The organism is Arthrobacter sp. Soil736 (assembly GCF_001428005.1).
Lineage (GTDB): Bacteria > Actinomycetota > Actinomycetes > Actinomycetales > Micrococcaceae > Arthrobacter.
In genome coordinates this window covers 14662-40360 of the sequence record NZ_LMSB01000020.1, presented here as the reverse complement: position 1 = coordinate 40360, position 25699 = coordinate 14662, and the positions used below count along the sequence as shown (strand labels likewise).

The following is a 25699-nucleotide window of genomic DNA, read 5'->3' as shown; positions in this document are numbered from 1 at the left end:
GTTTCGGCCAGGGGCTACGATGACTGATCAACTGTTCGGCATCTCCGCACCGGTTTTTACTGTCGGCGGACGGGCTGCAGCCAGTATGGGCCGGGATTGCGTCGGGCTGCAAATTGACCAGGGCATTGACGGACTGAAGACGCTTCGCGCCCAACTGGTCGCCGTCGGCGCGGGAGCCACCGGCCCGCCCGCCCCAATGATGTACCTCGACGGCCGGACCGTGGACTTCGGCTCGGCGCTGCAGGTCGCCATCGGGCCCGCCCAAGCCCAACGAGTTGCCTTCGAAGGGGTCGTTTCGGCCCTCGAAGCAGTGTTCAGCGATGGCCAGCCCCCGTACATCGTCCTCAGCGCGGAGGATGCCTTGATGCGGATGCGGATGACCAGGCGGATGCGCACCTACCGCGATGTCACGGACGCGCAGATCGCCACGTCCCTCGCCGAGGAGCACGGCCTGCAGGTCGAAGTGGACCTGGACGGTCCGCGCTACGACGTCGTGCAGCAGTTCAACCAAAGCGACCTGGCCTTCCTGCGCGACCGTGCCCGGGGGCTGCAGGCCGAACTTTGGTGCACGGGAAGCACCCTGCATATGAGTGCCCGGGCACGGCGGGACGGCACGGAACTGACGCTCGTCCAAGGCAACCAACTCTTGTCCGTCCGGCTGAGTGCCGATCTGGCCCATCAACGCAGCGAAGTCGTCGTCACCGGATACGACGCCGGACGGGCCGAAGGTATTGAGGAACGTGCCGGGGCGGACGTAGTGGACGCGGAAATCTCCGGCGGCCGGACCGGTGCGCGGATCCTCCAGCAGGCCCTCGGGGCCGCTGCCTCCTTCCGGGTCCGTGACGTCGCCCTGACCGGACAGGAAGCCGGCGCCTGGGCCCGCGCGGAAATGCTCCGGCGTGCCCGGGCATTCGTTACCGTGGCCGGGAGCACCCGCGGCTCACCGGATATGGTGGTCGGTTCACGGCTGACGCTCTCTTGTGTCGGCGGACCATTCGAGGGCAGCGGCTACTACGTCACCCATGTCCGGCACACCTTCGATCTCGCCCACGGCCTCCGCACGGACTTCGAGGCAGAACGCGCCACCGTGAATGAGGCGGCCTGATGCACCTGCCCAGCTACAGCGACGGCGGCGCCCCCGGCTACTTCGGCGTCTATCCGGCCATAGTCACCGACATCATCGACTCGGACAACCTGGGCCGCGTCGAGGTCCGATTCCCTTGGCTCGGTCAAAGTGGTGACCAGGACGTGCGCGCCTTCGCGACGCTGTGCAGCCCATATGCCGACAAGGACCAGGGCCTGCAGATTCTGCCGGAGGTGGACAGCCAAGTGGTCGTTGCCTTCGAGGCCGGCGACCTACGGCGCCCCTATGTGCTCGGCTCCGCTTGGCATGGCGCAGCCCGGCTGCCGCACCAGCCGGAGCGGTCCAACAATATCCGCCAGCTGCGCAGCCGGGCGGATAGCCGGCTGGAATTCGACGACGGCGCCGGCGCTGAAAAGGTCAGCATCACCATGCGCTCCGGCCACGAGATCATCATGGATTCCGGTCGACAGGAGATCACAATCCGGCACGCCGGCGGCAGCGTGATCCGGTTCAATGCCGCCGGGGGAATCGAGATCCAAGCCAACGTTTCCGTCGATGTGACGGCCCCCATGGTCAAGGTGACCTCGCCGATGTCGACATTTACCGGGGTCGTCAAGTGCACGACTCTTATCGCCGAGGCCTCCGTCATCTCCCCCGCCTACACGCCCGGCGTCGGGAACCTCTGGTGAGCGGGCAAGCGGCCTTCCAGCTGCGCGCCCCCTGGTACGTCAGGGAGCGCGACCAGCTGAGCATGTCCGATGCGGCAGCTTTCCAGCCGTCCCTCCAGATGTACTCGGATCCGGATTTCGTCGAGGACCTGCTGACGGACCCCGGCGTCTCGCTGAAGTTCGGGCAGAAGGACGTCTGGAGCTACCCGGTGCCCGCCAAACCGGGTGAGAGCGCCAAGGGGCGCAATCGACTGGCCACCAGCAGGCTGGTGCGCACGAAACTGCGCAAGTTGTACCAGCCCGCCCACAATCGCTTCTATCTGGTCGTCGTCGAGGTTTTCTGCGACCGGCCCGGGCTGCCCCGTGCGGGCGGCCACGACGATCTGGAAGTCAGCTTTGTACTACGACGCCGCAGCGTGAGCGTCGCCGGCCGACGGCCGCAGTTGCGCACCCTTGCCCGGAACCTGATTGTCGAGAAAGCGGAAGTGGAAGGGCTGAAACCGGAGGCGCTGGCCGGTGACTGCGATGTGGCCGACTTCCTGTGGGCCGATGATTCCGCGCGGAACGATTTCATTGCGCGGAACACGCATCTATTCGGCGCCATCGACTTCAAGATCCTGATCGAGAAGTGGCTGCAAAGCAAAGACGGGCCCAGGTGGGCGGACGACGAGGAGGCGGCCCGGGATCCCCGTCCCGACGAAACGGAACAGGAATATCCCATGTGGCGGATACCGCCGCGTGAAGGAGACTGTGCTGCCGTGGCCTCCCGGTCTTTGTGGTTCGGTGTCGTACCCACTTTTTCCTCGGACCATTGGACTCGGACAATTCCCAGCGGGTCCCGGAAGGAGGCCACGGTGACCGAACCGAAACTTGACGACCATGGCCTTTACCAGCTTGCCTGCTGCGTCCGGCAGAAACCCGTGGGCGGTCGGGAGCATTGTCCGCGTCCCGAATTCTGGAGCGCTCCGTCGGAAACCTTCCGGCTGGCATCCATGATGGACCCGGAGGGCACAGAAAACCGCACGACGACGGTCGTTCTCCCGGATTTTCGCCGCGTGGTCGCCAGCCTTGGCAGTCCGGCCCGGCCAGGCGGCCTGCGCGTTGTCACGCCGCCAAGGTCGCAGCTCGTCTTTAGTCCGTTCGACGGTCCGCCTAAGCCCGGAAAGGGGAGCATCGGTGCCGGCGGCGGCGTCTGCACCTTCGCCATCGAACTGCTGTTCATTGTGGCGTTCTTCCTGTTCTCGTTGTTTCTTCCCATCGTCGTGCTGGCCTTCCAGCTGTGGTGGATGCTGGCCCTGCGGTTCTGCTTCCCGCCGGCCATTGCCTTTGACGCGCTGAAGACATTTCTGGAGACCAAACCGATTACTCATGCCGATTTCACTCCGGCCTTGGCTGCGACACTAAACGCGAGTCTGGGCACCGACCTCGGCGGCCTCGATCCGGCAGAGGCCAGCAAGGGCTGGAACACGAAATTCCCCCCGGACGTCGCGAACGATAGAGCGTTCACGGAGGCGCTAGTCAACGCGGCCCGGCCGGCAGCAGAGCCGGCGCCGGACAAACCGGTCTATGAATCCTCACCGCCGGATCCCTTGTGCGAAATCGATGCGGCCGACCTCCGGCTGCTTAGCAGAGGACAAAACGTTCCCGCGCCGGGCCTGCCGGTGCGGCTCCCATGAGCCCGACACATGCCGGCCCGCGGCCGGCAACCACCGCGGAGAAGTCGGTCCCGCACCACCCCGCCCCGGCGGGAGCGAGGGCCCGCGCCCCCACGCCCACTCAACCGCCACTGGCCCTTCGGCTGGCAACTCAGCTGGGTAAGGGCGGACGGAGCCCCACAGAATTCGGGCCGGCCCAAAAATCGATGCTGCAGGTCAGCACACCGGAAGAGCCTGCCGAACGGCAGGCCACGGCGGTGGCTGCGCGTGTGGCGGGCGGGTCCCTGTTGCCGGAGCACCCGGAAGGCTTCGACGGCAAAACAACGGCGGCCAGGGCACCCGGAGGGCCGGCATCTCCGGGAGAGGGACCAGCGTCGCCAGTGCCTGAGTCATCGCTCTCGCCTGCGGCGCTGATCCGCGATCCGGGGCCGGGCGAGCCGCTTGACCCTGAAATCCTCGACCGGGTCGAACAGGTCTTCCAGCTCCCCCTGGACGACGTACGGCTTCACCGGGGCCGCGAGGCTGGGGCCGCGGCCGCCCGGCTGAACGCGCGCGCCTTCACAGTGGGTTCCCATGTCTTTCTGGGAGCGGGCGAATCCCCGGCGGATCTAGAGCTTATGGCCCATGAGGTCACGCACGTGATCCAGCAACGCAGTGTCGGAATCTACCGCGATACGGCCATGAGGGACATCCGGTCGATCATTGTGGGGGCTGCCCCGGATGCCGTGCTTGCCGCGGTCCGCGCGCTTCCAGGCTACGGGCTGATGTCCGTAGTGCTCGGCCAGGATCTGCTCACGGGTTCACCGTCGACGACCGAACCACAGGACTACGTACAGCAACTCCTGACCCAAGGCCCCTTCGCGGCCGCGGTCGGACCGGTGCTCGGCACGCTGAACGTCCTGCAGGACATCGTCAGCCTCGTTGTCGACGGCTTGCAGCGGCACAACCTCACCCTGCGGCGCATCTTCGCCGACCTGGAAACCGCGTGGGATGAAATCAGCCTCATCGAAGGCGTCGACTACAACGTAGGCGTCATCGGCCGGCTGATCGAGCGCTTTTTCGCCGATGTCAGGGCCTTTGTCAGCTCGCTGGTGGACAGCGTGCTCGCTAAGGTCCGGACCGCCGTCGTCGGCCTCGCCGAGCCTTACCTGACGGCGGACCCGATCGGGCCGTACTGGAGACTTGCCGTCAAGGTTCTCCGCTACGATCCACTCCGCGGCGTTGACGTCACCGCCCCGACAGTCGAAATCCTGGGTGATTTCCTGCACCTGATCGGCAAGGACGAGGCCCTTGCCCAGATGACCGAACGCGGCACCCTTCAGCAAACAGCTGACTGGATCGACAAGCAGATCGGGCGTTTCCTTGAACTGAAAGGCCAGGCCGTGGCCCTCTTCACGGACGCCTGGAACGCCATCTCGCCGCAAAACCTTGCGGAGTTGCCTGCCACGATCTCCGGACTGGCGGACCGCGCCCTTGCGCTGCTCCGAAAAATCGGGGAGTTCGCGGCGGACGTCGGTGCCGAGGTTCTGGCACTCATCAAGAAATCCCTGCTCGGCTGGCTCGGCCAGCACGCCGACGGAGTCCGGGGATTCCCCCTGCTCACAGTCATCCTCGGCCGGAACCCCTTCACCGGGACGCCGGTGGAGCGCAGCGCCGAAAACATCATCAAGGGCTTCGTCACACTGCTGCCCAACGGCGAGCAAACGTACAAGGAACTCGCGGAGTCCGGCGTCATCGGGCAGGCGGCGGCCAATATCGAAGCAGCGATGGCGGAACTGGGCATCTCCTGGGAGTTGGTGACCAACACCTTCCGAGGCATCTGGGACCTGGTGACGCTTCAGAGCCTGCTCTCACCACTGGAGACTTTCGACAAAATTCTGGCAGCCTTCGGCGAACCCCTGGGACGGATCATCAGCTTCGTCGCAGTTGTGATCCGTGAAGTCATCTTGTTGATCCTTGCCCTCATGAATTTTCCTACGAAACTGCTGAACAACATCATTGCCAACGTGCTGGCCGCCATCGACGACATCCGGAGGGATCCGATCGGCTTCCTCAAGAATATTGTCGCGGCCCTCAAGGGCGGCTTCCTGGGTTTCCTGGACAAAATAGGGACCTACCTGCTGCAGGGGCTGGCCGGCTGGCTGTTCCGTGGACTGCGTGGGCTCGGCATCGAACCGCCGACCGCCATCACATTGGAGTCCATCATCACCCTGGTCATCCAAGTCCTCGGCGTCACGATGGAAACGCTGTGGAAGAAGCTGGCCGAACGGATAGGCGAGGAGAAGGTGGCGAAGATCCGCGGCGCCATCGACAAGCTTTCCGGCGCCTGGTCCTTCATCAAGGACGTCCAGGAGCGCGGCATCACCGCGGTTTGGGAGTTCCTCGCCGGACAGCTGAGCAGCCTCTGGGACACCATCATCACGACCGCCCAGAACTGGATCATGGAGCAGGTGGTCAACCGCGTAGTGGCCAAGCTCATCTCCATGCTGGACCCAACCGGCATCATGGCCGTGATCAACGGGTGCATCGCTTTCTTCAATGCCGTCCAGTCCGCCATCGAGTACCTGCGCGACCTTTTGGAGATCCTGGACCAATATGTCTCCACCATTGCCGCCGTGGCCCGCGGCGACGTGGCACCGGGAGCCGCGATGGTCGAACGCGGACTCGCCAACGCAGTCCCCGTGGCCATCGGCTTCCTGGCCAACCAGGTGGGGCTCGGCAATGTCCCCGAAAAGGTCAAGGAGATCATCGAAAGCCTGCGCGCGCTGGTGGACAGGGCCCTCGACTGGCTGTTTGACCAGGCCATCCGACTCGGCCAGGCGGCGCTGAATGCGCTGGGCATCGGGCAGGACAAACCCGCCGCGGGAACCCCGGAGCACGACGCCGCAGTCCAGGCCGGGCTTGCCTCGCTGCCTGCCATCCAGGCTGCCCAACTGGACGGTTCCGACATTACCTATGACCATGCCCAGGCCGTGGCCGCAGCGGTGAAGAAGGCCCATCCTGTTTTCAAGACATTTACCGTCGTCGACGGTGCGGACCGCTGGGACTACGACTACACCGCAAGTCCCGGTAAGACGATCCCCGGGGCGCATAAGGCGGCCGGAAACCCGGCCGAGGACGCCGTTCTGAAAGAAGCCGTCAAGTACCTCGGCACCACCAAGCCGCACGGCCAGCAGAAGGGACCGGGCGACAGAACGATGACAAAGGGCAACATCCCTTACTACATACTCACATCAGAGCACGTTATTCCCAGAAGCTTTATGGAGTCTGCGCTTAGTGCCATTACCCCCCACCCCGACGGCGGGAGATGGATCACCGAGGCCTTCTACGATCAAATGACAACGGTGATGATTTTCAACAAGGCCGCCGACAAGAAGAACAAGTCCGTTATTACCGCCGAGGGAAAGATCCGAGGCGACTTCAGCCAGATTTGGCAATTCAAACGATTTGTCCGGGAACTCAACCAAGAAGATACCAGCCAAAGGGAAAAGGTTGAAAAGACCGTCGCTCAGTTCTCCCTGCTATCGGGCGATTCAATACAGCGGACCATCAATGCGGTGGCAAACGACCACACAGAGAACGGAGAACGCCGCAAGAAGGAGCTCCCAAGCCAAAAACCGGACCCTGGAGTAATCACCAACGCTGCCGCCAGCCAGCGCAGCCAGCTCATTGATTACGTTTTGAAACGCCCCGAGCTGAAGCGGCTGGCACGGAAATTCGAGTGACGGGGACCCCACCACAAACGCCCCGGTGACGCAGCGCCGTCGAAGATTTACGTATGGCGACAATCGTTGATCAATGGCTCGGTACAGGCTTCGGCTTCCCGCTGCGGCCGGAAACCCTGATGGGCAAGCTGCCCACAGTCGGCGGCATGGAACTTGTCCGTCAGTCCATTGCCACCATCCTGGACACGGACCCCGGCGAGCGCATCATGCTGCCGGGTTTCGGCTGCGGCCTGCGCCGCTACATCATGGAGCCCAACACGCTCGCCACGCGGACAGCCATGCGTGAGGAGATCGCGGCGGCGCTTTCCACCTGGGAGCCCCGGATCCGGCTAACGAACGTTGCCGTGACGGCCGGTGAGGAACCCTCGTTGGTATGGATCGAAATCGCCTATCAGCGGCTGGGCGACCTGCGCCCGGACAATCTGGTCTATCCGTTCTATCTGAAGTAGCTGGCCCATGGCACTGATTTCTCCCATTCTGGACGACCGTAGCTACCAGCAGCTCCGGGATGAGCTGGTCCAGCGGATTGCCAGCTACACCCCCGAATGGACCAACCACAATGAGAGCGATCCGGGCATTGCACTGCTGGAACTGTTCGCCTACCTCGGTGAGTCCACGCTGTACCGGTTCAACCAGATACCGGAAAGCACGAAGGTCCATTTCCTGCGGCTGCTGGGGCTCGAGCCGCGGCCGGCCACGTGTGCCCGGACACTCGTCACCGCTTCCACCGACCGTCCGGACGGCGTCACCATACCGCGTCATTCCCAGGCCAGCGCCGGGAAGATCGTCTTTGAGACCCAGTCCGATTTGCATGTCTGGCCGCTTGATGTCGTGGCCGTTGGGAAGGAACTGGCGTCAAGGGAAGCGGCTTCGAAGGCTGAACGGGAGCGCCGGCAGGACGCGCTTGCCCGCTTGGGGCTGGACGTCGACGCGGCATCGTTTTACACCTCTCGTGTGCTCAGTGCCGAGTCCGCGGCGAGCGCCGTTCCCCTTGACCCGGCGGCGACCGCGGACCGGGCCGTATGGATCGGGGTACTCCGCAAGCCCAGAACCAGTCTGACGGCCCTCTCCGGCCGGAGCGTTTTCATCGGGATCGCGTTCGACGAGAAGATCGATACCCCCTTCGCCTTGCAGGACATCGACGCCGGACACGCCGAAGTTTTCCGCTCGCACGCGCTGGCCGCCGATCCGCCGCCCATGCTCTGGAGTCTTTGGCTGCCGCCGCGTGCCCGGGACTCCAAATCGGCATTCACGCCACTCATGGTTGGATCCGACACTACCCGCGGCCTGACCACGACCGGTGTCATCGAACTGCAGCTACCGGAAAAACTCATTGTCCCGACCCCGGCGGAATGGGCCGACGGCGGAGAAGACAGCCCGCCGCCACTCAACGACGACGCCATGGCCGCAGAAGTTATCGCCTGGATCCGGGTGACCCGCCCCCGCACCGCCCGCCGGAACGACTCCATCGGCCGTATCCGCTGGCTTGGCCTCAACGCCGCCGAGGTGAGCCACAGCCGGACCGCTGCACCTGAATTTCTCGGTACCGGCACCGGCGATCCGAACCAGCACTTTCCCCTCAGCCAGGGGCCCGTACTGCCGGGAACGGTGAAGCTCCAGGTGGAGGAACAATCCGTGTGGCGGGACTGGACGGAGACGGACCGCGCGGTGGCGGGAACCCACGACGACCGGCACTTCGTGCTCGACTACGCTGAGGCCCTAGTGGAGTTCGGAGGCCCTCGTGTGCCACAAATCGGAGAGCGCATCCGGGTGCAGTCCTACGTCCATGGCGGCGGAACGACCGGAAACGTCGCGGCCGGAGCCATCACCACTCTTGCCGGCGGTGGAGCAGCCAAAGTCACCAACCCGCTGCCCGCCACTGGCGGTGCGGACCCGGCCAGCCTCGCCGAAGCGCTTGACGCCGTTCCGATCAGCGTGCACCGGCGGGACCGTGCCGTCACAGCCGATGATTTCCGCGCCCTGGCGCTGGAAGTGCCCGGGGTCGTCAGGGCAGAGCCTATCCCCTTGATGCAGCCCGACACCCCAGCCGTCGAGGCGGCGGGTGTGGTCAGTCTGGTGGTCTTTCCGGCCTCGGATACGTCCACTCCGGCGGCACCGATGCCGGACCTTGGGTTGCTCAGGCAGGTGGCGGCCTATCTGAATCCGCGCCGTCTTCTGACCACGGAGCTGTATGTCATTCCCCCCACTTACCGGAAAGTTGCCATCTCCGTTGGCCTTGCGGTCAAACCCGGCTTCCAGGTGGACGCCGTCAGACGCTGGGTGGAGCTGATTGTGCGGCAGTACCTTGCACCGGTTCCTCCCTACGGTCCAGACGGCGGCGGATGGGCGATGGGACGCGCGGTGCGCGCTGCAGAGCTGGAGGCCGTCGCGGTGCAGGTGGAAGGCGTTGAGTATCTCTCCGGCTTCCGCTTTGCCGCCGTCGATGACACCGGATCCGCCGTCCCGGTAGACCTGTTGGAGCTGGAAAAGTGGGAAGTCCCGGAAATCGTCTCCCTGACTGTAGTTGCTGGCGAGCCGCTTCCTCCCGGCGGCACCTACGAACCCGATCCCCCGGAAAGTTTCCCGGTTCCGCTGCCGCCGGAAGTGTGCTGACTGCCCTCTACGGTCACACGGCGACGGCGCGGTGACGGCGCCACAGGCACCATCGACTCATGCGGCAGATGAGAATTCCAACCTCGGACGGGATGTCCCGCCCATGATGCGCACCAGGCCTGTGAAGGTCCTGGCCGACGCTGATCAATGGGCGCGCTGTGCCCACCAGGGCACGGCACTGTTGCCTGGCGGCGGTGTCGGCCTGGCGTGGACCGACCTCCGGGCAGCCCCACCGGTCGGGGACGGAAGCTCCGCCGGCAGCACCGCAGTTGGGCTGGCATTTGACCGCTGGGGCCGCCTGTACCGCACCGACACGACCAGCAACCGGGTGAGCGTGGGGAAGGTGGGGCCCGGCGCCGCCGGAACCGGCACCGTCCGGCCATCCTTCCTGGACATCGAATACACGGGTCCCACCGCCGTAGTCATCGACGAGGATCAGGTGCTTTATGTTCTCGACCCGGGCGCCTCACGTGTCCATCTGATCGATCTTGTTTCAGGGACGGCGCTGCATTCAGTTTCCCCCGGACCAGGTACCCCGGCCGACGCCACCCTGGGCAACGAGGGGGTTTTGGTGCTGCTGCACGGGCCTGACCGGCTGGTGGTGCTGGACGCTGGCTGCGGCCCGGCCCGCCATCAGGAGCTTGTCCCCTGCTGCGCCCGGGAAGCGCGTCCGGTCCGGGTGGCAGGAGAGTACATCCTGTGGCGGCGGCCGGACGGGCGCGGGTACATCGCCCGCCATGATCGTCCGGCGGGCGGCGGCGGGGAGCTGGAGGTCGATGGTGCCACTGACATCGTTGCCTGGACCGACAACTCGGGCCGCCACGGCCTTTTGGTCGCCCGGGGACCGGGCCGGCCGTTCCTGCGATTTCTGGAGCGCGACGGCGGCTGGCTTGAGCTGGAGCCGCTGACCGCCCCCGGCTTCGACGGCGGCGCCATTGCGGTCTCGCCCTCGGGGCGGATTGCCTACAGCTCCGCCGCGGCCACACGATGGACGGCGGGCAGCGCGGCGCGGTTTGTCCGCGAAGGCCGTGTTCTGAGCTATCGGCTCGATTCGGGCGCCTACGGGACCCGCTGGGGTCGGCTCTTCCTCGATGCCGTCATCCCCGCCCAGACCGGCGTTGCCCTCCGGTTCCTCACCACCGACGACGACGAATTGGCCGGCCCCCTGGACGCTGCACCGGCCAGCAACACAGTCCGCGGCGTGTCAGCCGACGCCGTCGTGCCGCGCCCGGACCTGACCCCGCCATTCCCGCCACGGGATTTGTTGTACGCAGCTGCCCCGGCTTTCCCGCTGCACCGGCGCCGCAACGGTTCCGAACAGCCCTGGCACCAGCGGTCCGCCGACGATCCAACGGAGACCTTCGAACAGCCCGTTACGGCACCCGCTGGGAGGTACCTGTGGATCGAGGCGACCCTCACTGGCACCGGCAGGGTGGCTCCTGCAATTGAGTCCATCAGGGTAGAAGTTCCCGGGCACGATCTGCTCGCTGCCCTCCCGCGCCAGTTCTCCCGCAATCCCGCCCAGGCAGACTTCCTGCAGCGGCTGCTGGCACCGGCCGAGGGTCTGCTGCACGAGCTCGATGAACGGGCAGCCAACAGGCATGTGCTCGTGGACCCGGCCGCGGTCCCCCAGGAGGCGCTGGCATGGCTGGCAAGTTTCACCGGCCTAGCATTGGACCGCCGGTGGCCTGAAGCAGCACGCCGGCAGCTCATCGCGGAAACGTTCAAGCTGTACCGGTACCGCGGCACGCTGGCCGTCGTGGCCCGGATCCTGGAGCTCTACCTCGGCAACCGGCCCAGCATCGTCGAGAACTGGCAAACCCGCGGACTCGGCGGCACAGTGCTCGGGCTGGATCCGGCCGGTCCGGAGTCCCCCGGTGTGGGAGCCCTCGGCCGGAGCACCGGCGCCCTTGGCCGGTTCTCGGTGGGCGGGCGGCGCGGCGGCCAGTCCAGTTTTGCTGCCGCGGCCCACCGCTTTACCGTCATTGTTCCCGGCACCCTTAGCACAGAACAGCGGGCAGTGGCGGCACTCATCCTGGACAGCCAGCGGCCCGCCCACACGCTTTACACCCTGTGCGAGACCCACGAGGGAATGCGAGTGGGCGGCTTCCGGGTTGGCCTGACCTCCTATCCTGCACAGCACCCGGTACTGGGTCCGGCGACCGTCAGCCATATCCGCCTCGGAGACGATGCCGTCATCGGCTACGGCTCCATCACTGTCCCCGCGCCCGACGCGCCGTCCGCCGCGGATGCTGCGGCCGGAGGTGGCGGTTGAGATGACGCTGCTAACTATCGGCCGGCTGATCGCCACCGCCCGAGTGTCCGCCGCAGACGCCGACCGGCTGGCAGGGCGCCTGGACCGGCTTGTCGCCGGCGCCACCTCCGTCAGGCTGGAAGCGGCCGTGGACGCACTCGACTTGCCGCCCGGCGACTGGTGCCTGCGCCGGCTGGATCTCAAGCTGACGTTGGATCCGGATCGGCCCGATTCCGCCCTGGAGAGCGACTGGGCCGCCGCCGTGGCATTCGCTGCGGCGGCCGCCGTCGGCTCCGGTGATGCCGTCCACTACCGCGGACCCGCCGACGCGCTGACGGACTTGCTGTCCTCGCTTGCCCGGGGCAACTCCGACCGGTCGTGGGCCTGGCGGCAACTTGGCCTCTTCGGGCCGGACTCCGAGGCAGGGCGAGCGGGCGCGGCAGCAGCGGCCGCCCTCACTGCCCGGCCGGAATGCCTCGTCGAGGTGGTTGCCACGGCGGTCCGGCTGGTCGGGGCAGCCGCCGTGCACCGGCTCCTGGGTACGCGCGGATGGCAGGAACTAGGCTCCGCCGTTCTCCGCAGGTTCGACGCCGGCGGGAGCGACGCGCTCGCCGGCTGGATATCCGACCCCGGCACCGGCCTGATGACCCACAGCGGACCGGACCCGCACTCAGCCGCCGGCCTCACCGGCAATACCGAGGCAGCGCCCGGGATCCCGAGGCCAGCAAGGAGCTCCGACTCAACCTCCATCGCCGCAACGTCACCAGCAGAAGCCGCCCGGCGGCACGCGGCGACGGTCATCAGCAGGTCATCGCTGGCCCGGTCATTCCTGGACGCTGGAGTTCGCCCCGGTCCCGCGGCGGCAGCGTGGGCAGTCCTGTGCTTTGCCGAGCAGTCGCCGTCGTCGTTCTCCTCCGCCGCGCTGCTACCGACGCTGTCGGCCGCGGCGCTCGCGCTGTCCGAACCAGCCACAGGTCACTTCACACGGCCGGCCGCCGGACCCGCTGCAGCCCGACGGACCGACGTCGACCCTCCGGCTCAGCCCCCTGCTGCAGGGAAGGAAGGGCTCCACCCGGAGCGGAACAGCGGCCCCCCAGCCGGCAACGGACCAGTCCCCGGGACAGCCCTGCGCACTGAGTGGGGCGGACTGTTCTTCCTGATCACCACCGCCACCATGGCCGGCATCCCCGCGCCCCTTTGTGACGAGCCGCTGCTCACCGGGCGGCAGTTCGGCTGGATACTGCGAGGGATTCTGGTGAGTTCGTGCGGAGTGCCTGGCACTGATTCCGCCGTTCAAACGCTCTGCGGCGCTGAAACGCACGACGACCCGGCCAGCCACGCCGAGGCAGGGCTGCTGTCCGCGTATGCCCGGCGCCTGAACGCTGCCACAGCCGCCGCCATGGGGTCGCCCAACCTCGATCCTGCCCGTGCACGGCAGTTGGTGCAGGGGATCGCCCGGCGTCGGGCAGACATTGCCGCCGAATCCGGGTGGATTGAGGTCACCTTTCCGATGGCGGCCGTGGACACCGCCATCCGGCGTGCCGGGTTGGACCTCGATCCCGGCTGGGTTCCCTGGCTCGGACGCGTTGTGAGGTACCACTATGAATAGCACGCGGAACTCCGGACGGAACACAGACGCCGCCGATGACGGGCTTTCGGCCCGCGCCGGACGCACTGCCCTGGCGCTGGCGGGCATGCTCGACGACATCTCAGTCAAAACCGGCGAGACCACGCGGCCGGGCCAGTTCTTCCGCGTCTGGGCCGAATATACCTGCGCCTCACCGGAGGCTGCTGGAACGCCACAGCCTGTGCCGGCGCTGGAGCGGCTGGCCAGCGCCTTCGCCCTCACGGAACTGGAAGTCGAACTGGTCCTCCTCGCGGGTCTCCCCCACGAGCACGAGGGCCTGGCCAGGACGTTCCGAAACCTGAGTGCCCACGATTCGCCGTGGCCCACAGCAGGGATGGCGGCCCTCGCCGTCGCCGGCGGCGACCGGAACCTCATCCGGTGTGTCCTGAGCAGCGGCAATGCTGCCAGTTCAGGAATCTTGACCTGTCAGGGCGACGATGCCTTTTTCGAGCGGCCGGTCAGACTCGGCGAGTCGCTGTGGGAGGCCCTGCACGGTACTGACGCGTGGCCCGGCGCTATCGAACGAGTGCCCCTCCCCGACACGGCCGGCATTCTCGCCGGACTGTCAGGCTGGCTGGAGCTGCCCGGCGTCCGTCGTTGCGTCATGGCCCTGTCGAACCCGGCGCCGCGTTCTCTGGTGGTCCAGGAAAGGGATACCGAGGCCGCGCTCTGGCGTGCGTGTGCGCTGGCTGGCCGCGCGGGTGTGCGCGTTGTTGCGGCGCGCTGCAACCCCTCCGACCCGGCCGCGCTTCGGCCGATTCTGGCCCATTGCGCTCTGCGGGGCGCCGTGCCGATCCTGTTGCCCGCGCAGAGCTTGCCGAACGGCGCGCAGGCCGACGCTCCTCAATTCAATCTCACCCTGGCCGGTTACTCCGGTCCGGTCATTCTCTGCCCGGCGGGCAATGGACTGGTGGCCGATCCCCGGCGGCCCATCCTCCCCGTGCCGTCCACCGGCGTCGGGAAGGCGGACCGCCGCCGGGCGTGGAGCGCGGCTTTCCCCCACCTGGCTGCCGACGCCGCCCAGCTTGCCGCCCGCCATCCGGTCGACCCGTCCCTGGCCGCGCAAATCGGCGTGGACGCACGGGACCAAGCGATATTGGAAGGCGCCGACGTCGAGTCCGGGGCGGTGCCCCATCTGATCCGGGCCCGGTCCGGCGTCACGCTGCCGGCGGGAATCCGGCTCACGGAACCCAATGTGCCGTGGACCCGCCTGGTGGTCCCCGCCGAGGCTGCCTGGCAGTTACGGGACGCGGTTGCCCGGCTGGAGTTGCAGTCCATGGTCCTGGACGACTGGGGAATGCGGGACAGCGCACGAGCGGCCCGAGGCACCCGACTGCTGTTCACCGGCCCGCCGGGGACCGGCAAAACCCTGGCCGCGGAGGCGATGGCGACGGCGGCCGGCACTGATTTGCTCCTGGTCGATGTCTCCCAGGTGGTGTCCAAATGGATCGGCGAAACCGAGAAAAACCTGGCGGCGGCTTTCGATGTCGGCGAACGGACGCAGGCGGTCCTGCTGCTGGACGAGGCGGACGCGCTGTTCGCGAAACGGACCGACGTTTCGGATGCGCACGACCGGCACGCGAATCTCGAAACGTCCTACCTGTTGCAGAGGCTGGACCAGTTCGATGGACTCGTCATCCTGGCAACGAATCTGCGGCACAACATCGATGCCGCCTTTGTTCGCCGGATGGACTTCGTCGTGGACTTTCCGCTCCCGGATTTGCGTGGCAGGGAGGACCTGTGGAGCATCCACCTGCCCGCCGGGCACCTTGCGCCTGACGTCGATATCGATGCCCTGGCACGGCTCTACCCCGTCCCTGGTGGGTGGATCCGCAATGCCGCGATTGCTGCGTCTTTTGTGGCGGCAGGCCGCGGCTCGGCAGTTCAGCAGCAGCACGTGCTCGATGCCGTCCGACGCGAGTATTCCAAGGCAGCCCTTCCATTCCCGGGATCACCTCCGAGGAGAGACCATGACCATTACGAATGAACCGTCCGCCATGAATCACTGCCCGGACCTTCCGTCGGACGACGATCAAGGGAACATTCCCGCCGATCCGTTTACCGCCCTCAACGCGGCCTACGGAATGCTGCTGACCGCCAAGGACTTCCAGGTGATGGGCGGCAATCCCCGGGGCAAGATGATGCTGCACAACGCCCGCCTACACGGCACGGGCGTCCTGCGGGGATTCCGGATGCGCCAGGCCCCGGGCCGGAAGTTGCAAGTCGACCCTGGACTGGCCATCGACGGGCGCGGCCATGAGCTTCTGCTGAAATACAGCCATTGCCTGGATCTTGAGGACTTGCTGGACGATCACAGCGGAAGCAGCGTGACGAGTGAAACCCGGACCGTTCACGCAGGTGTTTACGCCTGTTTCGAGGCCTGCATGACGGATCCTGTTCCGACTCTCGTGGACCCTTGCGATGTGACCCGACGTCATGATGAGTACTCCAGGATCCTGGAGAGTTGCCGTATTGAGCTCAGGCCCGGTCCGTGCCCTGCCCCAACGCTGCAGTTCCCTCGAGTCCGGATGCTGCTGGGATTGCTCCCCCTTGCCGAAGGTGACTCCGCGATCGCGGAGGCAGCCAGGGACGCGTGGCACGCCAGGCGGGAGGTTGCCGCCGCGGAGCCGGCAAATCGGGCCCGCGCTCTGCGCGACCAGTTCCGTGAAATGGCCGCACTCGACACCTTGAGCCCGGGCCATGACTGCGGGACCGGTCCTGACTGCACGACAGGGCAGCACTGCGGAAAGTGCATGGACCACTTCAGGCTCTTCCCTGTTTCCGACGACAACGCAGTCGTTTTGGCTGGCATAGAGATCGAGGTCCGGGACAGCGGGGTCCAAACGGAGATTCTCAACCTGCGGATCTTGTACGGACACCGGAACACTCTTGTCCCGTCGTCGGTCATCCAGGAGCTGACCTGCGGCGAAGCCCCGGCGCTTTTGCACCTGCCCGGCGCGGTTACGGGCGAAGCACCGCAGGTCATCGGCGACAAGGTAACCGCCAGCCCGGACGGACGGACCCTCACCATCCCTGTGACGAAACCTCTGCATCGCAGATCCGTGCAGCCGCGCGCGGTCCTGGTCAGCACGCTGGGTGAGCACGGGTGGGTGGAAGAGGACACCGCCAACGTCATATACGACGACGCCGAAGGCCCGGCCATCATTGCGGAACTCGTCCGGTCCCTCCCAGACGACGCCATCATCCGCCTTGTCATCAAAGGAACAGGACCTACGCCCGTCTACGGTTCCGACCCTGCGGTGCCGTTGGCCGGCGTCTCCGGCCGCCGGGCCGGCCCGTCGGACGATGGCCGCGACGCCGTCCTGACTTTTCCAAATCTTGATCAGCTTCGACTGAAGGAGGCGGCGTCATGAACGCCAAGATGGCCGCAGGTAGTGTCCCCGCCAGCAAGGACGCGGAAGCCATGCCCCACCGCACCGTCAGGGCAGCAGCCCGGGGCCTCCATGCTGCGGACGGGTTGTTCCTCCGCGCCGCACACCTTGAAGCCATCCAGCAGTACGCCCGGTCCCTCGCGCTGTCCGCGGGAATGTCGGCGGGGACCGGCGTCGTCTGGGGTTTTCCGCTCCGGCTGTTGCCGGACTCCCTCGAAGTGGGGCCGGGCCTGGCCATCCATCCCCAGGGCTTCGCGTTGCAGTCCATCGAGGCGGCAACTCTTGACCTGGAGCTGTTGAGCAGCGATGGCACTTCCTACTGGATACTCGAGGCCGAGCCCGGGGCGCAGCTCTACGAAGGAAGTGAACCCAGCTACGGCAATATCTGCCAGGATTCCTGCCCCGGCGCCACCATCCAGCCCTGGCAGCAGGACACAGTACTTTTCCGGCTGCGTGCGGAGACTTTCCCGGGTTTGAACGACCTTGACACGGCTTCGGCCCGCAGCCGGCTCGCCTCCTACTATTTCGAACGCGAACGCAGGATGTTGGAGCCATGGCTGACCCCCGGGGACAACAGCGGAAGGGTTTCGCCGGTGTTGACCCGGCCGTGGGCACAGGGCCCACCGGCCAAACCGGAGGCCAAAGGCGTTCCATTGGCGCTGCTAATGAAGGTGGGCAACGAGTGGGTACTTGATGTCTGGGCCGCGCGGCGGGATATCGATGGCGCGGTGTCGCCCCGGGCGCTGCTCTCACGTCTGGGAATGCGGCAGTGGAACATCTTCATGGCCCAGATCCTCCAGTTCCAGGCACAGTTGGCCGAGACCTCCCTGGAATCCCGCCGCGCAGACAAGGACTCCATCAAGCGGCTGTTCGAGGAAGTCGGCGAAACCATCCGGGGGCTCGGCGAAGAGCGGGCGGAGCATCTTCTCTCGGGGTATCTGGCAGGGCTCAGTGCGGGCCTGGGCTCGACGCTGAACCAAGCAGGTTTCACGGAGCTGCCCCCCGCTGGATTCATCGCGGACCCGGGCGAGGAAGGACGGTCACTGCAGTCGCTAACCGCCTTCTTCGGCGGCAATGTCGTACTGAGACTGATCCATTCGAGTGCCGATGCCGCCCTGGCAGCAGTGGCTGAGGCCCAGCATCTGGACCGGATTCCGCTGAACCCCCGAACAGAAAATCAGGCGCTGATCGACGTCTACATCCCCTCCGCCGAGGCAGATCTGGACGCGGTCAGGACAGAAACATACGGCTGGCTCGCCTTTGTACGCCGCCGCCGGACCAGAACCGAAGCCCCGGAGCGTGACGACGGCGCCTCCACCGGAGATTCCGAACAGAAGGTGGGCGTCTATTTCGTAAAGTCCGAAAACAGGTTTGAGGGCGATCTTGAAGCAACGGCCACCAAGCTGGCAAAGGAATGGTCGCATATGTGGACCGAGAAGGCTGCCTTCACCTACTATGACCGGTCCGACGTGCTTACCGGCTTCGGACCTGACCAGGCCACCGAGGAGGTCATGTCCCTACTCGAAGGGAAGACACCTGTTGCCGTCATTGGTCTCACAGCGGATCCGAACGACGTCGACGTGATGAAGGCGCGGGCCGCCTCACTCCTGCCGAAACTTCCGGCCATAGCCAAACTGTCAGCTGCTGCCGGGGATCCAGCCCTGGCCATTCTGATCAAAGACTCCACCCCGTGACGGACGAAGGAGCACCGAGAATGTCCGGCGAGGCACTTGGCGTCGGTGTCTGCATCATCCGCGTGCAGCCCTTTCGCGAGCACACTGTTGTCACCGTCACCATGCAATCCCACCTGGACCGCCACTTGCGCTCCGACGAAGTCCCCCGCATCCAAACCTGCCTGCGGATAGAGGACGCGCTGCAGACGGTGGATGAATTCCTGCGCCAGTACCCCTGGGGCCACGCCGATCAAAGGGAAAGTCCTGTCATCAACCCGGATGCCGGGCCCGGTAACGCCTCAGTGACGCTGCGCCATTTAGGGTCGTACACCTGGGAGCACTTAGGCCGGGGAGGGCGGAAATGAGTACGCACAGCGTAACGCCGGCCAACTGCGGAACCACCATCCGGCTCTTCGCCGGCCCCTATGTCGAGCTCGGCGGCCAAAGGCTGGAAATTCCGGAAGGCAGTAAACGGCTCATCGCCTTCGTAGCCCTCCAGCACGGCCGCGTTGAACGACGGCATATCGCCGGAACCCTTTGGCCCTACTGTGACGAGTGCCGCGCGCAGGGCAACCTCCGTTCGGCGCTCTGGAGACTGAAGAAGGCCGGAATCGACCTCTTCACCACCGACAAATGGGCGCTGACGTTGTACGAAGGCATCCGCGTCGACGTCCAGGAAGTCAGCGCGTGGGCGGACCGGCTGCTACTGGAGGACCCAGGACCCGATGATTTCAAGTTCATCCGGCGCGGCGTCGAGGCGCTGAATCTGCTGCCCGGCTGGTACGACGACTGGATCATTCTGGAGCGTGAGAGACTGCGCCAACGAGTGCTGCACGCGTTGGAAGCCCTTAGCCACAGACTGGTCCACATGGGGGCACTGGCCGATGCCGTGGAAGCCGCGCTCTATGCCGTGGACATTGAACCGCTGCGTGAAAGCGCCCAGCGGGCCCTCATTGAGGTCCACCTCGCCGAGGGCAATTGGGTCGAGGCCCACCGGGTCTTCACCGCCTACCGGAGATTGACCCGCAGCGAACTGGGGGTCGAACCTACAAATGCGCTGGCACAGCTAATCTATCCGAAAGTGGCCAGCGAGCGCGGAGATCACCAACCCTCACATGTCTATGTGGCACGCCAACCTGATCCACAGGTCGCCATCTGAATCCGCCTTATCCTCGGAAGAGGTTTGTGACACCGGACGCAAGTGTTCTACACGAAGGCGTGAAAACCAGGAAAATCACAGACGGATGTCGACAGCCCGGAGGCAGTAATAAGCCAAACGTTCATTGCACAGGAGCTCTTGAAACTTCCCTGGTTTTTTTCCGAAACGGACAATATGACAAATTGGGCAGCCAGCTTCTACTCCGGTGCACGAACTCCTTGTCATAACCACGTTGGAGGATAATTTCAATGGAACTCGGTTTTACAACTGCCAAGGACCTTCTCGAAGTGCTGTTTGTGCCACTTTCGGCTGCCATGCTGGCTCTCCTGTGGCCGGCGATGGCTGCACGACGAAGGCGAAGTAACTTCGAGGACCTCATCAGCCGAGAGCTTGCAGAGGCAGCACCATATGCGGGCGATTTTGACGGACCATGGCATACCCACCTCGCTCGACGGTTCCTCCATGAAGAAATCCTCGGACACCCCGTTGACAACACCGATTTCGTGCTCAGTCTGGAACCGGAGCTGTCTTACCACCTCTCCCAAATGTGGATCGCCTACACCAAGGCCCAGAAGACAACGAATGCGAATCAGCCTTCGCAGCCGCATGCCGAGCAGTTCTGCTGGCATCTAAGGCAGACGGCGCACTATCTTGATCAGAAGCACCGAAGCGACTTGGTAAAGACGGTAGCCGAGCCTTGGGCAGCACTAGTCAGGCAGGAGTACCCGAACGCCAAAGTGTGATCATCGATGTGTCCTAGGATCTCGAATCCGAAGAGTCGTCCTCCAACGGGGGCGTACCGTCTTTTCAGTCCATAATGGGGGCGCGGTGCGTTGCATCATTTCCACCTCCGGTAACTGGCGGGGTGGAGCATTCAACAAAGCGCAGTGTCGACCCACGCAGCATTCCGATGCGTTCGAGTAAGAGCTGGACTCCGACGGCGTGCTCCCAGACATCAACATCCTCGAGAGTCCATGGCGCCCCACCAAGGCAGGGCCGCGGCTCGACGTCCGCCTTCCACGTGTGTTACCTGCGATCCCTTGCAGGTCGAGGAACTGACGGAGCGAAAACGCGGGGTCCTTGAGTGTCAGCAGCCTGGTGATGTTTCCGTCGCACTCTGCAATCTGAAGCCAGAACTTGATGGCTTCGCGGCCGTGGTTGCCTGAGGGGGTTCTTTACCTACTTTGGATAGTGTTGAGGTCAGCCTGGTTCACTTTAATCCATTCGATGGCTCGGTGAAGAACAGCCGCGGGACGTCGATGCGACCCGAAGTCAGATCATAAGCTGCTACTTGGTCAACCATGTGGATTGTCAGCGCAAAGCGGTCGCGGCCAGGAAACGTGGCCCACGCGCGGATCATCTCGACCAAAGGAATATGACGTCGGAAGGTGGGCAGCGCACCGGAAGCTGGCAAAGTCGTGACAGCCCGGCTCCGGTTGTCCTCAAGCGCGACGTTCAGCGCTTCGCGCAGGACGAACGGCGCCAGACGGACATCGCGCCACAGACCCCCGCGGGTAACCGATAGTCGGGGTTCGCGGGGCGCGGACGGTGCGAGCGGGTCGCAACTTGGGAGAACGCGCAAAAAACCGTGACAGTAATAGCGAACAAAACAGCCGTAGACGTCCGGTTCACCCCGGTCAGCGCTCCCCTGGCCGTCCGGCATTCAAGCCGCATCTGGGCCATGGCAGCCGATCCGGTGCAGTGGTTCGCCAGGGAGGCCCGGTGGGACGCTCAGCGCACGGCGGCCGGGGGCAATGGCGACCCGGTGAGCTTCGAATACTGGCGCATCCAGGCCCTTCTACCTCCCCTCAGGTGGGGTTCACAGGGATGTGGGTTCTGAACTAGGGTCGTCTCGGAACGCCCGAAGTATCTACCCCGACGAGGTACGTTCGTAGGCGCAGCCCTGTTTCGTTTCCCTCGACCAACCACTCGAACGTCCCGATTTCACGGCGCTGAATCGCGTTCAGGGTCTTCATTGGCGAGGGCACGTTCTGCCCGGGATCCCAGTTGTTCCCCGGCGGACAGCTCCACCCGACGGTCCTGATCCTTTCCAGCATGCGCTGGAGCGGAAGATCCCGCGCAACTACTTCACGGTCTGGGTGGTCAGAGAACGTGCCGAAGCCCGCCCCGTCGACCTTCTCAAGAAGCCCACGGCACTCATCTACGACAATCCGGACCTGGTGTTAGGCGCCGCGTTATTTGACGATGGCGGCGTCGGTTTCTGTGACGACGGGCCGGGCACGAAGACGCCCCGCGGGCTGTTTCCGGCGGGGCGTTCGTCGTCGGCCTGACGTGGTGGCCGTCATTCGTGACGGCGGTTTTCCCTACTCGCTGTTCTCGGTGATCGCAGACTGGGCCGCCGGGAGGTCCACGATGGCCTTGTTGCCGGCGTAGGTCGCGATCAGGGCGGAAACGGCGAGGTTGTTCACCGCCCGCGGGTAGCCCCGTGATGCCTGGTGGATCGCGGCTACGGCGTCGTCGGAGAACAGGGTGTCGGATCTGCCGGCGAATTTGAGGTGGTGGCGGATGTAGTCCGCGGTCTCGGCCAGGTCCATGCCGGTGATCGCGAACCTGGTGGAGATCCGCTGGTCCAGGGCGGCCAGGACGGCGAGTTTGAGCCGGCGGCGCAGGGTGGGCTGGCCGACCAGCAGCAGCGCGAAGTGCGAGCCGGTGTCCATCCCGGTATTCGTGAGCATCCGCAGGGACTCCAGCTCGGTGTTGCCGAGCAGGTGCGCCTCGTCGATCACGACCACGGGCAGGCGGGCGCGTTCGTCCAGTTCCCCGGCGAGCAGGGACGCGGTCTGGTGGGCCAGGACTCCGGAGTAGAACGCTGGCTGCCCGCCCAGGGCGGTGATGATCTGGGACTGGATGCCGCGCATGCCGATCGTGGGGTCCGCGATGTAGATGACCTGGTGGCGGGAGGCTTCGAGTTGTGCCAGGGCTGCTCTGACGGCGACGGTCTTGCCGGCGCCGACCTCGCCGGTGACCACGCCCATCTGGCGCTGGGCGACGCACCATTGGATCCGGGCGACCGCCTCGCGGTGCCCGGGGTGCGGGTGCAGGGCCTGGACCGGGATGGAGCGGCCGAAGGGCATGGCTGTGAAGCCGTAGTGGGATTGCAGGTTTGAGATGCTCATCGGGGTCCTCCATTGGTTCCGGTCGCGCCGGCGGCCATTTTCTCGAAGCTGATCGGGGCGCCGGTCAGGGTGGTTTTGTGGCGGGTTTCGACCAGGCGCAGGTAATCGATCCCGGACGCCGCGTTCTTCGCCCCCGCGTCGGCGTCTTTGGCGGCGTTGACGGCCTTGGGGTGGACATGGCGGCGGATCTCGAGCAGGACCGCTTCCCCGGCCGGGATGCCGCCGGCGGCGGTCACGGCGACCGGGCCGGTGAGATCGAACGGGTCATAGACCAGCTCGATGCGGGTGCCGGCCAGCATTGGGTCGACCTGGTAGGTGCTGCCCTGCAGGGACACCGTCGCGGTCTTGGTGACCTTGCGGGTCACGGACCAGCGGAACGCTTCGGCGATCACGTCCGGATCCCGGCGGTCCGGGCGCCGGTTTTCCCAGCCCGCGTCCCAGCGGGCCAGCGGCGTCATCCCGGTGGTGGTGTGCACGGCGCGGTGGTAGATCATCTGCACCCAGGACGTGAACAGGGCGTTCAGCTCCGCCAGACTGGCGACCGCGGTCCCGGCAGGATCCTCCCCGGTGCCCGGGACGGTCGTCTGGACCGGGGCGTCAAGCACGGTGATCTCGGAGAGGAACTGGGACGTCAGGTGTTGAAGAAGCGCTCGATCTTGCCCCTGCCCTGGGGCCGGTAGGGCCTGGAATGGATCAGTTTGATGCCCAGCCGGGCGCAGATCCTGGCCAGTGACGCGTCGACAAACGCCGAGCCGTTGTCGACGTAGGCCGCGTCGGGGATTCCGTGGGTCTGCAGGGCCGGGCGCAGCGCGGCCGAAAGCCTGACGGCGTCTTCGGCGAAGGCCCAGCGCGCGGCGGTGACCAGGCGCGAATGATCGTCCAGGAACGCGAACAGGTAGGTTTTCCGGCCGCCGATCCGGGGCCCGTGGAGCCCGTCACCGACCCAGATTTCGTTCGGCCGGGCCGCTTCGAACCGGCCGGTGGCCTGCGCCTGCGTGCCGGTGGGGATGTCCAGGGTGCGGAAGTGGCGCAGCAGTGTCGACTCGGACGGGGCGTCGCCGAGGGTCTCGGCCATGATCCGCCGCACCTGGGCCGCGGTGCGGTGCGGACGCTCCAGCTTCAGCGTCGCTGCCAAGGGACAGCACGGTCTCCGGGGTCACCGGGCCGGCGGCCCTTTCCCGCGGTTTGAGTCCGTCGAATCCCTCCCGCTGCCAGGCCCGGATCCACCGGTCCAGGGTCTCGCGCGAGTAATGCACCGTCTCGCCGGACGGGCCGGTATGTGATGCAGCGGCCAGGGCGCGGACCAGGGGTCCGCGCTGGCGGGTGCTCAGGGACGTGTCCGCGGCGCCGCGGATGAGCTGGTAGCGGAACAACGCGATTTTTTCCGCCCGGTCCTTGCGGGCCAGGGGCCCGCGCTGCGGCTCGGATTCTGTCATGGGTCAGGGTCCTTCCAAACGTCAGGAAACGATGGCCCCGGCAGGGATCAGCCGGTGCTGGTCCTACCCTTGCCGCCCGGCGTGCCGGGCGTAAGGGCCAGCCCGTGTTGCGCCCGGCCATGCCACCACGCCCTGCTGAAAAACCACGGCCCGCACGCGGGTGAGCCCGGCGCTCTGCCACGCCAGAGTGGCGATGCCGAACCGGGCCGCAAGCACACCCGCGTACGCCGCCACCGCGGCCAGCGCCCGGCCGGCCGGTGTCGGCGCCGCCGCAGGCCAGAGCCCGGCCGCGTCCGCGCCGTCACGGTGGGCCAGGGCAGTGAATTCTTCGGCGATCGGGCCGGCGGAAGCGGCGAACGCGCGCAGCCAGCCGCGCACCGTGGAGGCAGGCCGGCCCAGCCGGGCCGCGATCCTCCGGTGCCCGTAGGCTGCGGCGGTTTTTGCTTCAACGGCGGCGGCGATCACCGCGGCCGCATCGGCCCGCCGCGCAGCCAGGGCGGCTTCGAGCAGCACGTGCGTGGCCGCGCAACCAGTGCATCGTCCGCGTCGCGGACGATGACGCATCACGAACCGGCCTGCCCCGGTACCGTGGCGGATCAGCCGTTCCCGCGCCCAGCCCCACGGACGCAGCCTGCCCCTGCACCCCGGGCACGCCAGGCGCCCGCCCGCCAGGTCCGACTCGACAGAGAAAGCCTCATGATTTACCGTGAGCATCGGCGCGGCCTTTACGCGTCAGAGCGGCCCGGCGTGGACCTTCGAAATCTCACGCCGGGCCGTTCGTCTTATCCGGTCATCGTCAGCCTGACGCCGCCGACGGCACTAAATCAAGACACCAACGGGAAAAACCTGCATCGTCACCGGCAAAGACGCTCCCGCCGCCAAACACTGCGACGCGTAACACCTGGCGGCACTCACCCTGACCCGGCTCGCCGCGGGAAGAATCCTAAGGCCCCGGCGGCCTTGACGGGCGCATGCTCGAATACCTGGACGATCCGGCCCGACCCGTCGGCGCTCTCTGCGTCGCTGCTCGACGTGTCAGTGCACCCTCGCTCGTGGTCTACGGAGACCCTGCGATGGGACCGTCCTCTCCAGGCCTCTAGCTGCACCGCTCCCCGGTCAGGAATAGAGCTTCAGTGGAAGCTACCGCCCGCACATTCGTACATTCCCAGCCGCTAATGTTCCCGCTTCTGCTGGCTCGTCCATGGCCTGCTGTTGTTCTTCCTGTTTCGCCCGACGACGGCCACCGGGCGCCGGTGCTGAAGTTCCTCACGGGTAC

The 25699-nt window shown here is 65.9% G+C and carries 19 protein-coding genes; 14 read left to right on the top strand and 5 right to left on the bottom strand.

The annotated features are described in order from the left end of the window. Positions 1-19 precede the first annotated feature (19 nt). From ASG92_RS12855 to ASG92_RS12790, 14 genes are all read left to right on the top strand, one after another. On the top strand, positions 20-1105 hold the full coding sequence (locus ASG92_RS12855; protein WP_056628875.1) for a contractile injection system protein, VgrG/Pvc8 family: 1086 nt from the start codon (positions 20-22) through the stop codon (positions 1103-1105). Then, positions 1105-1773, top strand: coding sequence for a phage baseplate assembly protein V (locus ASG92_RS12850; RefSeq protein WP_056628872.1), 669 nt, complete (start codon positions 1105-1107; stop codon positions 1771-1773). Before ASG92_RS12855 ends, ASG92_RS12850 begins: the two co-directional genes overlap by 1 nt. Then, the gene (locus ASG92_RS12845; protein ID WP_056628868.1) at positions 1770-3428 is read left to right on the top strand and encodes a hypothetical protein; all 1659 of its coding nucleotides are present in this window, start codon (positions 1770-1772) and stop codon (positions 3426-3428) included. The genes ASG92_RS12850 and ASG92_RS12845 overlap by 4 nt, the downstream gene beginning before the upstream one ends. After that, a complete protein-coding gene (locus ASG92_RS12840) occupies positions 3425-7132 on the top strand; it encodes a DUF4157 domain-containing protein (RefSeq protein ID WP_082579485.1) in 3708 nt (1235 codons plus the stop codon). The genes ASG92_RS12845 and ASG92_RS12840 overlap by 4 nt, the downstream gene beginning before the upstream one ends. A gap of 53 nt (positions 7133-7185) precedes the next feature. Continuing rightward, on the top strand, positions 7186-7581 hold the full coding sequence (locus tag ASG92_RS12835; protein ID WP_056628864.1) for a GPW/gp25 family protein: 396 nt from the start codon (positions 7186-7188) through the stop codon (positions 7579-7581). A gap of 7 nt (positions 7582-7588) precedes the next feature. Then, positions 7589-9745, top strand: a complete 2157-nt coding sequence (locus ASG92_RS12830; protein WP_056628862.1) for a putative baseplate assembly protein — start codon at positions 7589-7591, stop codon at positions 9743-9745. A gap of 103 nt (positions 9746-9848) precedes the next feature. Continuing rightward, a complete protein-coding gene (locus tag ASG92_RS12825; protein ID WP_056628860.1) occupies positions 9849-12020 on the top strand; it encodes a phage tail protein in 2172 nt (723 codons plus the stop codon). A 1-nt stretch (position 12021) separates the two neighbouring features. Further along, complete coding sequence (locus tag ASG92_RS12820; RefSeq protein ID WP_056628857.1) at positions 12022-13608, top strand: hypothetical protein; 1587 nt, start codon at positions 12022-12024, stop codon at positions 13606-13608. Next, positions 13601-15613, top strand: coding sequence for an ATP-binding protein (locus ASG92_RS12815; protein ID WP_056628853.1), 2013 nt, complete (start codon positions 13601-13603; stop codon positions 15611-15613). Before ASG92_RS12820 ends, ASG92_RS12815 begins: the two co-directional genes overlap by 8 nt. Further along, positions 15597-17000, top strand: a complete 1404-nt coding sequence (locus tag ASG92_RS12810; protein WP_157372212.1) for a hypothetical protein — start codon at positions 15597-15599, stop codon at positions 16998-17000. The genes ASG92_RS12815 and ASG92_RS12810 overlap by 17 nt, the downstream gene beginning before the upstream one ends. Next, entirely contained in the window at positions 16997-18712 is a 1716-nt protein-coding gene (locus ASG92_RS12805) for a hypothetical protein (protein WP_056628846.1), read from the top strand. The genes ASG92_RS12810 and ASG92_RS12805 overlap by 4 nt, the downstream gene beginning before the upstream one ends. After that, complete coding sequence (locus tag ASG92_RS12800) at positions 18709-19056, top strand: hypothetical protein (RefSeq protein ID WP_157372211.1); 348 nt, start codon at positions 18709-18711, stop codon at positions 19054-19056. Before ASG92_RS12805 ends, ASG92_RS12800 begins: the two co-directional genes overlap by 4 nt. Continuing rightward, positions 19053-19850 (top strand): BTAD domain-containing putative transcriptional regulator, encoded by a 798-nt coding sequence (locus ASG92_RS12795; protein ID WP_056628841.1) that lies wholly within the window; start codon positions 19053-19055, stop codon positions 19848-19850. Before ASG92_RS12800 ends, ASG92_RS12795 begins: the two co-directional genes overlap by 4 nt. Before the next feature lie 248 nt (positions 19851-20098). Beyond that, positions 20099-20593, top strand: coding sequence for a hypothetical protein (locus tag ASG92_RS12790; RefSeq protein ID WP_056628838.1), 495 nt, complete (start codon positions 20099-20101; stop codon positions 20591-20593). 467 nt (positions 20594-21060) lie between these two features. Here ASG92_RS12790 and ASG92_RS28330 read toward each other — a convergent pair whose 3' ends face one another. The 5 genes from ASG92_RS28330 to ASG92_RS12770 form a co-directional block, all read right to left on the bottom strand. Further along, positions 21061-21513, bottom strand: a complete 453-nt coding sequence (locus ASG92_RS28330; protein WP_157372210.1) for a hypothetical protein — start codon at positions 21511-21513, stop codon at positions 21061-21063. A gap of 661 nt (positions 21514-22174) precedes the next feature. Beyond that, positions 22175-22987 carry an AAA family ATPase gene (locus ASG92_RS12780; RefSeq protein ID WP_056628836.1) on the bottom strand — a complete coding sequence of 271 codons (813 nt, stop codon included), beginning with the start codon at positions 22985-22987 and terminating at the stop codon, positions 22175-22177. Further along, on the bottom strand, positions 22984-23592 hold the full coding sequence (locus ASG92_RS28325; RefSeq protein ID WP_162256319.1) for a Mu transposase C-terminal domain-containing protein: 609 nt from the start codon (positions 23590-23592) through the stop codon (positions 22984-22986). The genes ASG92_RS12780 and ASG92_RS28325 overlap by 4 nt, the downstream gene beginning before the upstream one ends. A gap of 26 nt (positions 23593-23618) precedes the next feature. Continuing rightward, on the bottom strand, positions 23619-24122 hold the full coding sequence (locus ASG92_RS28985) for a DDE-type integrase/transposase/recombinase (protein WP_162256318.1): 504 nt from the start codon (positions 24120-24122) through the stop codon (positions 23619-23621). 364 nt (positions 24123-24486) lie between these two features. Further along, entirely contained in the window at positions 24487-25137 is a 651-nt protein-coding gene (locus ASG92_RS12770; RefSeq protein ID WP_157372209.1) for a helix-turn-helix domain-containing protein, read from the bottom strand. Positions 25138-25699: the final 562 nt, after the last annotated feature.

Coding starts and splice junctions, on each gene's coding strand:
- ASG92_RS12855 (WP_056628875.1), top strand. CDS start 20: ATGACTGATCAACTGTTCGGCATCTCCGCACCGGTTTTTACTGTCGGC.
- ASG92_RS12850 (WP_056628872.1), top strand. CDS start 1,105: ATGCACCTGCCCAGCTACAGCGACGGCGGCGCCCCCGGCTACTTCGGC.
- ASG92_RS12840 (WP_082579485.1), top strand. CDS start 3,425: ATGAGCCCGACACATGCCGGCCCGCGGCCGGCAACCACCGCGGAGAAG.
- ASG92_RS12835 (WP_056628864.1), top strand. CDS start 7,186: ATGGCGACAATCGTTGATCAATGGCTCGGTACAGGCTTCGGCTTCCCG.
- ASG92_RS12830 (WP_056628862.1), top strand. CDS start 7,589: ATGGCACTGATTTCTCCCATTCTGGACGACCGTAGCTACCAGCAGCTC.
- ASG92_RS12825 (WP_056628860.1), top strand. CDS start 9,849: ATGATGCGCACCAGGCCTGTGAAGGTCCTGGCCGACGCTGATCAATGG.
- ASG92_RS12820 (WP_056628857.1), top strand. CDS start 12,022: ATGACGCTGCTAACTATCGGCCGGCTGATCGCCACCGCCCGAGTGTCC.
- ASG92_RS12815 (WP_056628853.1), top strand. CDS start 13,601: ATGAATAGCACGCGGAACTCCGGACGGAACACAGACGCCGCCGATGAC.
- ASG92_RS12810 (WP_157372212.1), top strand. CDS start 15,597: ATGACCATTACGAATGAACCGTCCGCCATGAATCACTGCCCGGACCTT.
- ASG92_RS12805 (WP_056628846.1), top strand. CDS start 16,997: ATGAACGCCAAGATGGCCGCAGGTAGTGTCCCCGCCAGCAAGGACGCG.
- ASG92_RS12795 (WP_056628841.1), top strand. CDS start 19,053: ATGAGTACGCACAGCGTAACGCCGGCCAACTGCGGAACCACCATCCGG.
- ASG92_RS12790 (WP_056628838.1), top strand. CDS start 20,099: ATGGAACTCGGTTTTACAACTGCCAAGGACCTTCTCGAAGTGCTGTTT.
- ASG92_RS28330 (WP_157372210.1), bottom strand. CDS start 21,513: ATGCCGGACGGCCAGGGGAGCGCTGACCGGGGTGAACCGGACGTCTAC.
- ASG92_RS12780 (WP_056628836.1), bottom strand. CDS start 22,987: ATGAGCATCTCAAACCTGCAATCCCACTACGGCTTCACAGCCATGCCC.
- ASG92_RS12770 (WP_157372209.1), bottom strand. CDS start 25,137: ATGCTCACGGTAAATCATGAGGCTTTCTCTGTCGAGTCGGACCTGGCG.